General features: G+C 72.2%; 12 protein-coding genes and 1 riboswitch. Of the genes, 4 read left to right on the forward strand and 8 right to left on the reverse strand.

Annotation, left to right across the window (positions count from 1 at the left end; translation table 11 throughout):
- Positions 1–61: 61 nt before the first annotated feature.
- Positions 62–493, reverse strand: a complete 432-nt coding sequence (gene mraZ / locus KLO01_RS16040) for a division/cell wall cluster transcriptional repressor MraZ (RefSeq protein ID WP_147067033.1) — start codon at positions 491–493, stop codon at positions 62–64.
- A 352-nt stretch (positions 494–845) separates the two neighbouring features.
- Between mraZ and KLO01_RS16045 the strand changes: the two genes are divergently transcribed.
- Genes KLO01_RS16045 through KLO01_RS16055 form a run of 3 tightly spaced genes read left to right on the forward strand, consistent with a single transcriptional unit; the run spans position 846 to position 5,443 of the window.
- Positions 846–1,865, forward strand: coding sequence for an AAA family ATPase (locus KLO01_RS16045; RefSeq protein WP_246136265.1), 1,020 nt, complete (start codon positions 846–848; stop codon positions 1,863–1,865).
- Between the two features lie 9 nt (positions 1,866–1,874).
- The gene (locus KLO01_RS16050) at positions 1,875–3,137 is read left to right on the forward strand and encodes a DUF58 domain-containing protein (protein WP_147067035.1); all 1,263 of its coding nucleotides are present in this window, start codon (positions 1,875–1,877) and stop codon (positions 3,135–3,137) included.
- Positions 3,134–5,443, forward strand: coding sequence for a transglutaminase TgpA family protein (locus tag KLO01_RS16055; RefSeq protein WP_147067037.1), 2,310 nt, complete (start codon positions 3,134–3,136; stop codon positions 5,441–5,443). Before KLO01_RS16050 ends, KLO01_RS16055 begins: the two co-directional genes overlap by 4 nt.
- A 102-nt stretch (positions 5,444–5,545) precedes the next feature.
- Here the strand turns inward: KLO01_RS16055 and KLO01_RS16060 are convergent, their stop codons facing one another.
- The 6 genes from KLO01_RS16060 to KLO01_RS16085 form a co-directional block, all read right to left on the reverse strand.
- Positions 5,546–7,180 (reverse strand): RNA polymerase sigma factor, encoded by a 1,635-nt coding sequence (locus KLO01_RS16060; RefSeq protein ID WP_147067039.1) that lies wholly within the window; start codon positions 7,178–7,180, stop codon positions 5,546–5,548.
- 213 nt (positions 7,181–7,393) lie between these two features.
- On the reverse strand, positions 7,394–7,768 hold the full coding sequence (locus KLO01_RS16065) for a universal stress protein (RefSeq protein ID WP_147067041.1): 375 nt from the start codon (positions 7,766–7,768) through the stop codon (positions 7,394–7,396).
- A 122-nt stretch (positions 7,769–7,890) separates the two neighbouring features.
- On the reverse strand, positions 7,891–9,024 hold the full coding sequence (gene metX / locus KLO01_RS16070) for a homoserine O-acetyltransferase MetX (protein WP_147067043.1): 1,134 nt from the start codon (positions 9,022–9,024) through the stop codon (positions 7,891–7,893).
- A gap of 14 nt (positions 9,025–9,038) precedes the next feature.
- A riboswitch (SAM riboswitch) is annotated at positions 9,039–9,148 on the reverse strand.
- A gap of 64 nt (positions 9,149–9,212) precedes the next feature.
- Positions 9,213–10,460, reverse strand: a complete 1,248-nt coding sequence (locus tag KLO01_RS16075) for a DUF4192 domain-containing protein (RefSeq protein ID WP_147067045.1) — start codon at positions 10,458–10,460, stop codon at positions 9,213–9,215.
- 94 nt (positions 10,461–10,554) lie between these two features.
- A complete protein-coding gene (locus tag KLO01_RS16080) occupies positions 10,555–10,992 on the reverse strand; it encodes a YkvA family protein (RefSeq protein ID WP_147067047.1) in 438 nt (145 codons plus the stop codon).
- Between the two features lie 3 nt (positions 10,993–10,995).
- The gene (locus KLO01_RS16085) at positions 10,996–11,745 is read right to left on the reverse strand and encodes an EcsC family protein (protein ID WP_147067049.1); all 750 of its coding nucleotides are present in this window, start codon (positions 11,743–11,745) and stop codon (positions 10,996–10,998) included.
- 154 nt (positions 11,746–11,899) lie between these two features.
- Here KLO01_RS16085 and KLO01_RS16090 point away from each other — a divergent pair, with 154 nt between their 5' ends.
- Positions 11,900–13,597, forward strand: coding sequence for a DNA polymerase (locus KLO01_RS16090; RefSeq protein ID WP_147067051.1), 1,698 nt, complete (start codon positions 11,900–11,902; stop codon positions 13,595–13,597).
- Between the two features lie 116 nt (positions 13,598–13,713).
- Here the strand turns inward: KLO01_RS16090 and KLO01_RS16095 are convergent, their stop codons facing one another.
- Entirely contained in the window at positions 13,714–14,622 is a 909-nt protein-coding gene (locus tag KLO01_RS16095; RefSeq protein WP_147067053.1) for a proteasome assembly chaperone family protein, read from the reverse strand.
- Positions 14,623–14,674: the final 52 nt, after the last annotated feature.

Here is a 14,674-nt window from a genome sequence, read left to right on the forward strand (position 1 = left end):
GCCCGGCACGGGGGAAGTCGTGTCGGGAACCGGTCGGCTGGAGGCCGGGAGCCGGGGCAGGTCACATGAGTCCGGGGATGACCTCCTCCGACTGCTCGGAGTAGGCCTGCTCGGTGCTGGCGAGGTAGTCGTTCCACGCCTCGGTGTCCCAGACCTCGACGCGCGAGCCCGTGCCGATGACGGTGCACTCGCGCGAGAGGCCGGCGTACTGGCGCAGGTGCGCGGGGATGGTGACGCGGCCCTGCTTGTCGGGGATCTCGTCGCTCGCACCGGAGAGGAAGACGCGGATGTAGTCGCGGACCGCGCGGTTGGTGGTCGGCGCCTCCTGCATCTGCTGGGTGACCTTGGTGAACTCGTCCATCGGGAAGACGTAGAGGCAGCGCTCCTGGCCGCGGGTGACGACGAGGCCGGTCGAGAGGCGCTCGCGGAACTTCGCGGGGAGGAAGAGACGGCCCTTGTCGTCCAGGCGCGGCGTGTGAGTACCGAGGAACACCGCGCTCACCTCCCCATCCGTTTCGACCCGTGGGCGACACTTCTCTCCGGTGTCCCCCACTTTACTCCACCTTTACTTGAAATCAAGTCGTTACAGTCATCTGAACCCCCTTTTTCCGCAGGTCAGCAGCGGTGGTGCAAAGTGGGGCACTTTTGCGCTGAAAGCACGGTTCCGGGGTCCCCGAGCCCACCGCAGACGCCCGTATGCCGTCCGCTCCCCCTGCGCCCGCACCTGCACGTTCGCTGTGAACTCCGTTTTCGGGCGCGAGGCCCTCCCCCGGTGGAGGAATGTGGGGCAAGATCGAAAGCCCCGGTGGCGCAGGGCCCCGGGAGCACTCATCACAGGAGTTCCGGTGCCCGCACACGACGAGGTCCACCCGGCCCCCGAGCACGTCCGCACCGAGCGAGCACCGCACACCGGGGCCGCGCTCGACCAGGTCCTCCAGGTCGCGAGCTCGCTCCAGAACGCGATGAACTCGGTCATCGAGGGCAAGCCCGCGGCGGTGCGCACGGCTGTCATCGCGCTGCTCGCCGAGGGTCACATCCTCATCGAGGACGTCCCGGGCGTCGGCAAGACGATGCTCGCCAAGACCCTGGCGCGGTGCATCGACGCGTCCGTGCGACGGGTGCAGTTCACGCCCGACCTCCTGCCGAGCGACATCACCGGTGTCAGCGTCTACAACCAGGACGTGCGCGACTTCGAGTTCCGGCCGGGCGCGATCTTCGCCAACGTCGTCGTCGGTGACGAGATCAACCGCGCCTCACCCAAGACCCAGTCGGCGCTGCTCGAGTCGATGGAGGAGTCGCAGGTCACCGTCGACGGCACGACCTACGCGCTGCCCCGTCCGTTCATGGTCCTCGCGACCCAGAACCCGATCGAGATGGAGGGCACCTACCCCCTGCCCGAGGCACAGCGCGACCGCTTCATGGCGCGCATCTCCATGGGCTACCCGTCCGCACGCAGCGAGCTCGAGATGCTCGACCAGCACGGGGCCGGGTCGCCGCTCGAGGCCCTGCGCCCGGTCACCGACGCCACGACGGTCATCTCGATGATCGAGGCGGTCCGCCGGGTCCACGCGTCGCAGGCGCTCAAGCAGTACGTCGTCGACGTCACCCAGGCCACCCGCACGAGCTCGGCGCTGCGCCTCGGCGCCTCACCTCGGGCGAGCCTGCACCTGCTGCGCGCCAGCCGGGCGCACGCCGCGCTCGCCGGGCGCGACCACGTCCTGCCCGACGACGTGCAGTCGATGACCACACCCGTGCTCGCCCACCGACTCATGCTCACCGGCGAGAGCCAGCTCGCGCACCGTTCGGCTGCCGACGTCCTCGCCGACCTGCTCCAGCGCGTGCGCGTGCCGGCGCCCACCCGCTGAGGGAGGGACATGCGCCGGTTCCGTGAGTCGCTCACGACACGAGGTGCGGCCTTCCTCGCGTCGGGGATCGTCCTGGTGCTCTCCGGGCTCGCGCTCGGGCAGCACGACCTCAGCCGGATCGGCACGGCCCTGTGCGCCCTGCCGCTGCTCGCCGGGATGCTCGGCCGACGTCACGACCTCGCGCTCGTCGTCGAGCGCGAGGCCCATCCGTCACGGGTGACGATCGACGAGCCGGCCGTCGTCGGGGTGACGATCTCCAACCCGTCGTCGTCGCGCTCCCCGGTACTGCTCGCCGAGGAGCACCTCGACTACTCCCTCGGCGACCGGCCGCGTTTCGTCGTCCCCGGACTTCCCAGCGGCGGTGTCACGCACGTGGAGTATGCCGTCCGCGCCCACGCGCGTGGTGCGCACCGGCTCGGCCCGCTGGGTGTCCGCGTCCAGGACCCGTTCGGGCTCACCCTGCGCCACACCTCGATCAGCAGCCACGACGAGCTGCTCGTCCTCCCCCGTGTGGTCACCCTCTCGGACGGCCGGGCACTCGGGCGCGGCCTCGGTGCCGAGGGTTCGGTCCCCCACCGCGTGGCGCTCCACGGCGAGGACGACCAGTCGATCCGCGAGTACCGCGACGGCGACGACCTGCGACGCATCCACTGGCCCGCCACCGCCCGCACCGGCGAGCTCATGGTCCGGCAGGAGGACCGCCCCGCCAAGCGCCGCGCCGTCGTCCTGCTCGACACCCGCGCCCGGGCCCACGGGGGCACGGGGCCGGCCGGCTCGCTCGAGTGGGCCGTGACGATGGCGGCCTCCGCGGTCAACCACCTCCTCGACTCCGGGTTCGCCGTGCACCTCCTCACCCCGGACCCGGGGCAGGAGTCGGGGGTGCGCGAGGACGGTGACCTCGACGCCGCGCTCGAGACACTCGCCCGGACCACACCGTCGGACGAGACCGGCGTCGGCAGCATGCTCCACGCCGCGAGCGGGGCGACCGCACAAGGCGGCCTCGTCGTCGCCATCATGGGCGCCCTCGACGACGACTCGGCCCGGGCGCTGTCGTCGCTGCGCCAGCCCGGCGGACCCGGGCTGGCGTTCGTCGTCGACGGCTCGACCTTCGCCCGCGGCGAGCAGGCGCGCGGCGGCGACCTCGAGCCGAGGGCCACCACGGCCGCCCTCTCCGGCGCCGGCTGGGCCGCCCTGCCGGTGACGCCCGACCTCGCGGTGGCCGACGCCTGGGCCGCCGTCGCCGGGTCGCGCCGGATGGTGGGTGCCCGATGAACCGCGCCCGCCCGGTCGAGACCCTGCTCGCGGCCCTGGCCAGCTTCACGGTCGCGCTCCCGCTGCTCACGCTTTTCGACTCCAACGCCTGGGTGCGCCCCACCCTCGTCGTCGTCGCCACCATCGCCGTCGTCGGGCTCGTCCTGCGCTCGGTCACGGCGTCGGCCCTGCGGGTCTTCGCCGGCCAGCTCGTCGCGGCGACCCTCGTCGTGTCGTGGCTGCACGGGCGCGGACACCTCTACTACGGCGTGCTGCCCGGACCCGACACGATGCGGACCTTCGGGATCCTGCTCGGCGAGGCCCAGCAGACCGTCATGGCCTTCTCCGTCCCGGTGCCGACCGAACGCGGCGTCATCGTGGGCATCACCATGCTCGTCGGCCTCACGGCCCTGGCCACCGACGCCATCGCGGTGACCCTGCGCCTGCCGGCCCTGTCCGGGCTCGGTCTCCTCACGGCATACCTCGTCTCCGCGACGAACTCGGGTGAGGGACTCAGCTGGAAGTACTTCGTGCTCCCCATCGCGTTCTGGCTCGGGCTCGTCGCGAGCCAGGGCATCACCAGCGTGCGGCGTTGGGGCACAGCGGTTCCGCGCACCGCCGACGGTGAGGACCACGACCCCGTCCTCGGTGTCGCAGGGACGGCGCGGCTCCTCGGGGCCGGCGCGCTCGCCCTGGCCGTCGTCGTGCCCGCGGTCGTGCCGCACCTGCCCACGACCTACCTCGCCGAGGGCCTCGGGCGCACCGAGAACGGCACCGGTGGGGGCTCGGTGCGGCTCAACACGACCCTGGACCTGCGCCGCTCGCTCGAGAGCCAGTCGCAGCAGCCGGTCATCGACTACAAGACATCGACGAGCACGCCCGTCCCGCTGCGGGTCGCGATCCTCACCGATTACCGCAACGGCGAGTGGAGCACCGGCTTCGACGCCAACCGGGTCGTCACCAACGGTGTCGAGCCGGCCGTCGGGTCACCCGACGTCAAGCGGACCGACGTCAAGGTCGAGGTCACCGAGAACCGTCTCGAGGCGCCCCAGATCGCGCTGCCCACTCCCCTGCGCTCCGTCGACCTCGACGGCGCGCCGTTGCGCCGGAACTTCGTCGGCGGCTACGAGGTCGACCGCACGCGCGGCGACTACTCCGCGACCTACAGCGAGCTCGCTCCCGAGGAGAGCGACTTCTCCGGCAACGGTCCGGAGCCGGCGGGGTCCGAGCAGGGCCTCTACACCGAGCTCGGCGGCGAGGGCATCCTGCGGCTCAGCGAGCTCGTCGACTCGGTCGTGCCGAGCGACGCCACCCCGCTCGAGACGGCCCGGCTGCTCCAGGCCCACTTCCGCAGCAGCCAGTACACCTACTCGCTCCAGCTGCCGACGCCCACCGACCCGGTCTCGGGTCGCACGATGATGTCGGACCCGCTGTCGAACTTCCTCGTCTCCCGCACCGGCTACTGCGTCCAGTTCGCGTCGGCCTTCGTCATGGCGGCCCGGCTCAAGGGGATCCCGGCCCGGATGGCGATCGGCTTCCTGCCCGGCACGTTCGCCAACGGCGGCTACACCGTGCGCGCTGCCGACGCCCATGCCTGGCCCGAGCTGTGGTTCCCCGACCTCGGCTGGACGCGGTTCGAGCCGACGCCGGGCGTGCGTGCCGGTGCCGCGCCCGTCTACAGCCTCATCCCCTCGCAGGCCGACCCCACCGCGAGCCCCTCGGCGAGCGCGACGACGTCCGCTCCCGCCCCGACGGCCAGCGAGCGACCCGACAGCGACCAGGGAGCAGTCCGCGACACCACGTCGTCGCTCCCGGGCCCGCTCAGCTGGGCGCGCGACAACCTCCTGACGATCGGGATCGTGCTCGGCATCATCCTGTCGCTCCTGCTGTTGCCGGTCGCCGCGTGGGTGCGGCGCCGACGGATGCGCCTCGACGCCCGTGACGACGCCGAGCGGGTCGAGGCCGAGTGGGCCTCGCTCATCTCGCGGCTCGGCGACATCGGCATCGCACCGCCCGCCGGCAGCACGCCAGGCCAGGCCGGGGCGCGGCTCACCCACGACGCCATCCTCACCGGTGACTCCAAGGCCGCGATGGGACGCATCGTCGACACCGTCGAGCGGGCCCGCTACGCCCCACCGAGCACGCCGATCGACGACGTCGGCGAGGACGCCAAGGCGGTGTGGAAGGCTGCGGTCTCGGCCCGGCAGCGCGGTGACCGGGCGCGGGCCTACCTCGTCCCCGGCGACGGGGTGCAGCAGTGGAACGACGTCAAGGACGCCGCCCTCGACTGGCCGCGCCAGGCCTGGGCGCGATTGCGCCGCCGCTGAGCCCGTCCCGACGGCCGGCGTGAGGGCGCTGCCCCAAGACGCACGTATGCCGTGTGCCCGAGGTGGGCACACGGCATACGTCGTGCGTGGGGTGCGGCTCGCTCAGTCGAGGTAGTCGCGCAGCGCCTGCGACCGCGACGGGTGACGGAGCTTGCTCATCGTCTTGGACTCGATCTGGCGGATCCGCTCGCGGGTCACGCCGTAGACCTTGCCGATCTCGTCGAGGGTCTTGGGCTGGCCGTCGGTGAGACCGAAGCGCATCGACACGACACCGGCCTCGCGCTCGGAGAGGGTGTCGAGCACCGAGTGCAGCTGCTCCTGGAGGAGCGTGAAGCTCACGGCGTCGGCCGGCACGACCGCCTCGGAGTCCTCGATGAGGTCACCGAACTCGCTGTCGCCGTCCTCGCCGAGCGGGGTGTGCAGCGAGATCGGCTCACGGCCGTACTTCTGCACCTCGACGACCTTCTCGGGCGTCATGTCGAGCTCGAGCGCGAGCTCCTCGGGGGTGGGCTCGCGGCCCAGGTCCTGGAGCATCTGGCGCTGGACACGGGCCAGCTTGTTGATGACCTCGACCATGTGGACCGGGATACGGATCGTGCGCGCCTGGTCGGCCATGGCGCGGGTGATGGCCTGGCGGATCCACCACGTCGCGTAGGTCGAGAACTTGTAGCCCTTGGTGTAGTCGAACTTCTCGACCGCACGGATGAGGCCGAGGTTGCCCTCCTGGATGAGGTCGAGGAAGAGCATGCCGCGACCGGTGTAGCGCTTGGCCAGCGAGACGACGAGTCGCAGGTTGGCCTCGAGCAGGTGGTTCTTGGCGTTCTTGCCGTCCTGCGCGATCCACCAGAGCTCGCGCTTGAGCTTCATGTCGATCTTGTCGCCGGAGTTGAGGCGCTCCTCGCTGAACAGGCCGGCCTCGATGCGCTTGGCGAGCTCGACCTCCTGCTCGGCGTTGAGGAGGGCGACCTTGCCGATCTGCTTGAGGTAGTCCTTGACCGGGTCGGCCGTGGCGCCGGCGGTGACGACCTGCTGGACGGGCGCGTCCTCCTCGTCGTCGTCGCGCAGGACGAAGCCACCCGCGGTCTCGGGGACGGCGTCGGCCTTGGCCTTGTCGTCGCCCTCGCCGTCCTCGTTGTCGTCGTCCGTGTCGGTCGCGCCGGCAGCGGCGGGGGTGGACTCGACCTCGGCCGTGACCTTGGCGAGCTCGGCCTCGTCGACCTCTTCGGTCTCGGCGTCAGCGTCGGCGGTCTTCTTGGCGGCGGCCTTCTTGGCGGCGGCCTTCTTGGCGGCAGGCGCCTTGGCCGCGGCCTTCTTGGCCGGGGCGGCCGCAGCGGCGGCGGCCTTCTTGGTCGTGGCGGCCTTGGCCGCGGTCTTCTTGGCGGGCGCTGCCTCGTCGTCGCTCGCAGCGGCCTTCTTCGCGGGTGCGGCCTTCTTGGCCGGGGCGGCCTTCTTGGCGGAGGCAGCCTTCGTGGTGCTCGCCGACGTCGTCTTCTTGGCGGTCGCCTTGGTCGCGGCCACGGCGCGCTCGGGGGCGATCATGACGACCTCGATGCCCTGACCGGCGAGCGCCTTGAGGACGATGCGACCCCGGTTGGCACGCACCCCCGCGGCGACGATGGCCTGGGAGACCTGCTCACCGGTCACCTGACCGGTGGTGCGGCCCGTGCGGACGAGGTCCTGCAGGGCGGGGTGGCTGAACTCGGCGGGGAGGGGCGTCTCGGGGGCGTTCGTGGACACAGGCGACACCGACAACCTTTCGTCACGGGGGGCGCGCGGTGGTGCTCACGCTCGGGCGGAGCACTGACCGGCTGGTCTGTTTGGTGCCCCTTCTGACGTGATCCGCAGGGGTGAGGATCGGCCGTTGCTCGAAGGGTGCATCACCATTATAAATCGCTGCGACCCCCCTGCCCTATTCCAGGGGGGTCGCAGCGCGTTGCCGGGGGTGCCGGGTCAGCTCTTGACGGCCAGGACGGGGCACGGGGCGTCGAGCAGGATGCGCTGCGCGTTGGACCCCAGGATGAGCTTGCCCACGGGGGTGCGGCGGCGCAGGCCGATGACGATGAGGTCGGCCTTGATCTCGTCGGCGACCGCGATGAGGTCCTCGGCCGGCTCGTTGCCCCGGATGAGCTGGCGGACCGTGACACCCACACCCTTGGCCTTGAGCTCGTCGCCGAGTCGGTCCAGCTCCTCGGAGTCGTCCCCCGATCCGTCGCGACCCGAGTTGATGACGACGAGGTCGGTCTTGCGCAGGAGTGCTTCCTCGCCGGCGCGAGCCAGGGCGGCTGCGCCTTCCTTGGTCGGGATGTATCCCACGACGATCGCCACGAGTGTCTCCTTTGGTCAGCTGCTCAGCCGGATGGCTCTTGGCTGGACGCTACCGGAGTTTGTGACACAGGACACGGAGGCCGGAGTCTCGTTTGACGCCGCACGTCGCCGTCCTCGCCGGGTCACGACCGGTCGGCGCCGAGCGCGTCCCGGATGACCGCGCCCACCTGCTCGATCTCGATGAGGAAGCCGTCGTGCCCGAACCTCGACGTGATGTGCCGCAGGGTGGTCCCCGGCCGCAGCGCCGCGATCTCGTCGGACAGGCGCTCCGGATAGAGGCGGTCGGTGTCGACGCCCGCCACGACGAGCGACCCTTCGAAGGCCGCGAGCGCCGCCGCAACGCCGCCGCGTCCGCGGCCGACGTCGTGGCTGTTCATCGCCTCGCTGAGGACGACGTAGGAGTTGGCGTCGAACCGACGGCCGAGCTTGCCCGCGTGGTGGTCGAGATAGGACTCGACCGCGAACCGCCCACCCCGGTCGAGCGGCTCCTCACCTGCCTGCGCCTCGCGACCGAACCGCTCGGCCAGCTCACCCTCGTGCCGGTAGGTCACGTGGGCGATCCGCCGGGCGATCCCGAGGCCGTCGCTCGGCACGACACCGTGCTCGTAGTAGTCACCGTCGTGGAAGGCAGGGTCGCTGCGGATCGCGAGCAGCTGCGGCTGGCACCAGGCGATCTGGTCGGCCGTCGCGTATGCCGTCGACGCGAGGACGATGCACGTCGCCACCCGCTGCGGATGGGACGTGGCCCACTCGATGGCCCGCATCCCGCCCATGGAGCCACCGAGCACGGCGGCCCACACGCGGATGCCGAGGCGGTCGGCGAGCAGGGCCTCGACCGCAACCTGGTCGCGGATGGTCACTGCGGGGAACCGCCCGCCCCAGGCGCGGCCGTCGGGGGCATCGCTCGAGGGACCGGTGGTCCCCTGGCACCCGCCGAGGACGTTGCTCGCGACGACGAAGAACCGGTCGGTGTCGAGCGGCCGGCCGGGGCCGATGAGACCGTCCCACCAGCCGGGTGTCGGGTGCCCGGCTCCCGGTGGGCCCTCGACGTGCGAGTCACCGGTGAGGGCGTGCTCAACGAGGACGGCGTTGTCGCGGGCGGCGTTGAGGGTGCCCCAGGTTTCGTAGGCGACCGTCACGTCGGGCAGGGTCCCACCGCGCTCGAGGACGACGGGGCCCAGAGCGGCGAACTGCCGGTCGCCCGGGTCGTCGCCGGGGCGCCAGAACGACGTCGTCGGGAGGTCGGTGATGGTCATCGGGGGTGCTCCTCGGATCGCGCTTGCCCGCCGGTGCCGACGGGCCGTGTCTTCACCCGGGGCACCCCACCGCGAGGAGGGTTGCCGCCCAGCAAGCCGGGGCTTGTCGCTGGGACTCATGACCTTGGGACCGAGTCTAGGCGCGCCGCGCCACGCTCCGGGAGCCCTGTCCGCACCGTGAGAGCACCTCAGGCGGCCACCTCGCTCCACGGGTGTCGCGGCCGCATCTGGTGGTGGACCATCTGCGAGAGGTACCCGGCCAGCGTGTAGCCCGGGTGGACGCGCAGGGCCCGCTCGGCGGCGTCGCCGGCAGTGGCGCCGTTGCCCACCCCCCAGGCGACACAGCCGGCCACGGTGCACATCGCCGCCGCCTCCAGGGCGAACTCGTCGGGGATGCGGGTGGCGACGTGCAGCACCCGCCGGAGCACGACCTCGGACTGCTCCGAAGTCGTCGTCGGACCCGCGGGCACGTGCTCTCCGAGCAGGGCGCGCGAGGCGTCGTCGACGAGGTCGAGCGGGAACATCACCGGTGACATCCATGCAACGAGCGAGTCGCGCCACTCCTTGTCCACGAGGGAGTGCGCCAGGCGAGCCACCTCGTCGTCGGACACGGCGAAGGTGTCGCCGCGCTCCCCGACCGGGGCCAGGACCTGCGCCCACAGGTCCGGAACGCGGTCGAGCTCCCGGATGCGTGCCCGGATGCGGGAGAGCGCCTCGTCCAGCGCGGCCTCCCGCGCGGCGCGTTCCTCCTCGCCCTCGTCGTCGTCATCGCCCCACGAGTCGCAGCAGTCGCACTCCGAGCGGCACGCCCCCCCGCGCTCCTCGTCGTCACGCGTCCCGCACGGCAGGACCCCCTCCGCGTCGATCTCGTCGTCGAACCGCTCCCCGAGGTTCGCGAGGGCATCACCGACCCCGTGGCTCACGGCCGGGTCCTCGGCCACGAGGGCGCCCAGCTCGTCGCGGCTCGCGAGCGGAGCACTGCCGCGGGCGATGAACTCGGCGACGGCGGGCACCGTGGCCTCGTCCGGCAGGGGGTGGCCGTCCACGTGCTCGGCCAGGAGCCCGTCGAGCTCGTCGCCGGGCCGGCAGCACCAGCCCCACCATCGCCCGTCACGTACGACGACGTGGTCGATGATGCCGATGCCCGCCGCGACCATGCCCTTGTGCAGGGCGCGCAGCAGCGACCTCGACTCGCCGGGCACGGTGTCGTGCCCGACGAGCATGGCTGCCTGCGGCCGGACCCGTCCCAAGCTCTCGAGCAGGTGCTCGGCCGTCGGGCCGACGTCCTTCTCGGGCGGGATGTCGATGCGCGCGACGGGGCCCAGGACCCGGTCGGTCACCATGATGATGGCGACGCACTGCTCCGGCCGGTGCCCGAGCTGGTGCGGCAGCACCGCCAGCAGCTCTTCGGTGGTGGAGATCTTCACTGAGGTCATGACCCCAGCGTCAGGAGGAACCGGCTCCCCCGGGAAGGGTCAGGTCACGCACCTGTGGAGGGCGGACGGCATACGAGGTGCCTGTGGACGACGCTCACGCACGAGGCGAGGCGGAACCGCCACGCAGGCCGTCGTCGACGACCTCACCGGGCACCGCGTCGGCAGCCGAGCGGGGCCCCGCTCCGTGGCCCGACCCACGACCGGTCGCGCGCTCCCACTCGAGGAACGCCTCGGTCTCGGTGACGAGCTGGGCGGCCAGCCACGAGCCGACCACGGCGTCGTCGGCGAGCCCGAAGGCCCCCAGCAGAGCCTCGGGCAGCAGGTCGACCGGCGAGACGAGGTAGCCCGCAGCGCCGGCGATCATGAGCAGCCGGCCGACGGAGGTGCCGGTGTACTCACCCGAGCGCACCGCCTTGACCAGCCGCGGCACGGCCTGGGCCCGCTCGACCATCGAGGGCCCACCTGGCCGGGTGGCGATGCGCACCGCCGTCGCGAGGCTCTTGAACGTGGTGACCTTGGAAGCCATCGCCATGGGTCAGCCCTTCGCGATCTGCGCTGACGCCGTGGGGAACTCGCGCCGCGCGTTGTCCGAGATCCGCTTGAGGAGCCACCCGTCGAGCCCGGCGCCGACGACGCCGCCGACGAGCGGGACGTTGCGACCGAAGCGCGAGAACGTCTTCTTGCCGGCGGTCGACAGCAACCGGAACCCGATCGCCTTGTTGACGACCATGAGCGCCGGGCCGGGCAGTCGCTGGGCCGCGAGGTTCGTGAGGCGACCGGTCGGGGCGACCATGCCGGCCTTGGCGAGCAGGTCGTCGGCGTCCGCACCCACGAGGGTGAGGAGGACGGCCGTGCGGATCTGCGGCTGGCTGATGTCGTGGCCACGCACCTGGGCGATGGCGCCCGTCATGCGCGTGGCGATGAGGTAGAAGCCGAGGACGTTGGCCGGCAGCGAGACCGGCAGAGTGATGAACCCGCCGAGGCTCGTGACGAAGCCGCCGGCGGCCGCGAGCTTGAGGTGGCTCTTGACGATGTCGTCGACCGCGGCGTCGGCGTTGCCGCCGTTCTTCCTGAGCGCGCCGGCGGCGACCTTGGCCGCGGAGTCGAACGGGCCCTTGCCGTCGATGCCGGTGTCGAGGAGGTTCTCGACGACCTTCGTCGCGGAGTTGCCGACGAAGCCCTGGTCCTTGGGGGCCTCCTGGGCCTGCTCGAGCGCGGACTTGGTCTGCGCGATCTGGTCCTTGGCGTCCTTGGCGTCGTCCCTGCCGAGTCCGAAGAGTCCCACTGATGACCTCCTGTGGCGTCCGGGTCGCCCCGGCGCCGTTGCGAAGCTGTCTCGTCGCTGTCGCGACACTGCTGTCCCGACCGATCCTGCCACGTCAGAGCGGGTGCGCCGCTCGCGTGCGGAGGTGTCCTGACCCTCACCTAGGCTTCGCCCCATGCCACCTCCCGGCGGCCCCGCCGACCTCGTCGCCGCCGTCGTCCACGGTGGCCGCGCCGCGCTCGTCGGTGACGGCGTTCGCCTCGTGGGATCGCTCCCGGACCTGGCTCGCGAGATGGCCGGGTGGGAGTCCGCCTCCCGACCGCGGTGGGTCTGGTGGTCCGCCCGGTATGCCGGCGAGCTGGTGTCCGCGCTCGGCTCCCCCATCGCTCGGGCCTGGGACCTCGCCGAGGGCCACCGGATCCTCCACGGCGGCTGGAACGCCGAGCCCGGACGGGTCTGGGCGGGAGCGCACGGCATACCGGTCACGACGATGCCGGCGCCGTCGGCAGGTGACCTGTTCGACTTCTCCGCGGGTGACGAGGTGGGGCCGGACGAGCTCGTGCGGCCCGACGGCCACCTGCGGGCCGATGCCGCGTCGGGCTGGCTCGAGAGTGACGACCACCTGCTCCGGTGGGCCGAGGCGGCGCTCGAGTGCGCTGTGCGACAGCGGGATCGCGCCGAGTCGTTGCGCGCCCGCACCGTCGCCACGATCCACTCCGAGTCCGCGGCGGCCCTGATGTGCCTCGAGCTCGAGAGGGGCGGGCTGCCCGTCGACCGGGTCGTGATGGAGCGGCTCATCGGCGAGTTCGCCGGCCCTCGCGCCGCGTCCGAGGAGGCCGCGGTCGCGGCCCGTCGCGAGCGCGACGCCGAGGTCCTGCGCCACGTGCCCGGCCGCGAGTCGACCGACCTGCGCAACCCCCAGCAGGTGCGCGACATGCTCGCCGGGGTGGGCGTCGACGTCCCCAACACGCGCAAGTGGGTCCTCGACGCCTACCGCCAGGTGCACCCCGTCGTCGACGCCCTCCTCACCTGGCGCAAGGCCGAGCGGATCGCGACGACCTACGGCTACCGGTGGCTCGACGAGTGCGTCGGTCCCGACGACCGGCTGCGTGGAGGGTGGTCGGCCTGTGACGGCGCGGCCGGGCGGATGACTGCCGAGAACGGCCTGCACAACCTGCCCGCGGCCCTGCGCTCCGGGGTTGCAGCGCACCCCGGGCACGTCTTCGTCCGGGCCGACCTCGGGCAGATCGAGCCCCGCGTCCTCGCGGTGGTGTCGGGCGACCCCGTGTTCGCCGAGGCCACCCGGGCCGACGACCTCTATGCCCCAGTCGCCTCCCGGCTCGGGGTGGAGCGCCCGGTGGCCAAGGTGGCGGTGCTCGCGGCGATGTACGGCCAGCGCAGCGGCGCCGCCGGTGAGGCGCTGCGGGGGCTGGAGCGGGCCTACCCCGTGGCGATGGGGCTGCTCGACCGGGCCTACGACAGCGGGGTCAAGGGCGAACCGCTGCGGACGTTCGGTGGGCGGCTCATCCCCACCGGCCGCTTCCTCGCCCAGTCCCCCGTCGGCACCAACCCGGCGCTCGACGCGGCCCGCGGCCGGTTCGCGCGCAACGCGATCATCCAGGGCGCCGCGGCCGAGCTCTTCAAGGCGTGGGCGGCGACGGTGCGGGCACTCGGCGGACCGCTCGGTGCCCAGATCGTGCTGTGCCTGCACGACGAGCTGCTCGTGCACGCGCCGGCGGAGCGGGCGGACGAGGTGGCGGCCCTGGTCGACCAGGCGCTGGCCGACGCGTCACGCCGGTGGGCGGCTGGGGCGCCGGTGCGGTTCGTCGCCGACACGTCGGTCATCGCCCGCTGGTCCGACGCCAAGGACTGACCCACCGGTCCGGTTGTCGCCGCCATCCTGCGTCGTCGCCGGCCGATTCGCCGGCGACAGCGCGAGGTGGGCCCGACAACGGGGCGGGGGCGGCCGGCATACCCCCTCGAGGTTCGTCAGTCGTCGCTGACGTTGCGGAGGAACTCCTCGATGTCGGCACCGAGCTCGTCGGCGGACGGGAGGTCCTCGGCCTCGGTCGCGAGCAGGCTCGGGCGCTCCTGGCCCTCGACGAACGCGTCGTACTGCTGCTCGAGCGCGCTGACGATCTGGCCGGCCTCGGCATTGTCGTCGAGCTCGGCCGCGATCTCGCGGTTGTTGACCCCGGCCTTGGCGACGAGCTCGTCGTTGGGCAGGTTGAGCCCGGTCGCGTCGGTGATGGCGTTGAGCGCGGCGAGCGCACCCTCGGCCCACTCGGCCTGTGCGAGGTACTGCGGCACGTGGATCGCGAACCCGAGGGCATCCCGGCCGGCCTCGCCGAGGCGCAGCTCGAGCAGCGCCGGGAAGCTCGCCGGGACCTGCACGGTGCCGAACGGCGACTCCTTGTCGCCGACGAGGCGCGGGTCCGTGGCGTGCGCGGTCATCCCGACGGGTCGGGTGTGCGGAACGCCCATGGGGATGCCGTGGCTCGTGACGACCAGGGTGATCCCGAGGATCTGGATGAGCTGGCGGATCGCCTCGATGGCCCGCTCCCACTGGAAGTCCGGCTCGGGGCCGGTGAGCAGGTAGTAGGTCTGGCCGTCGCGGTCGCTCATGCGGTAGAGGACCATCGACGGGTCGGCGTAGCTCTCCCAGCGGTTGGTGTCGAACACCATCGCCGGGCGGCGCCCGCGGTAGTCGAGCAGCGCGTCGACGTCGAACGTCGCGACGACCTCCGCGTGGGAGGTGTCGACGAGGTGGGTGCCGAGGATGCGCTGGATGTTGCCGGCGTCGATGAAGGCGCCGAGGAGCACGATGAGCGCGCCCGGCTGCCGGGTCGGCGGCTGGACATCGATCTCGAAGCGGTAGAGGTCAGACGGGTTCTGCACGGGAACAGCCTCTCAGGGGGGTCACGTGTTCGGTCAAACGTGCCGGTGGCCG

Source organism: Knoellia locipacati (assembly GCF_007992835.1).
In the GTDB taxonomy this organism is placed as follows: Bacteria; Actinomycetota; Actinomycetes; order Actinomycetales; family Dermatophilaceae; genus Knoellia; species Knoellia locipacati.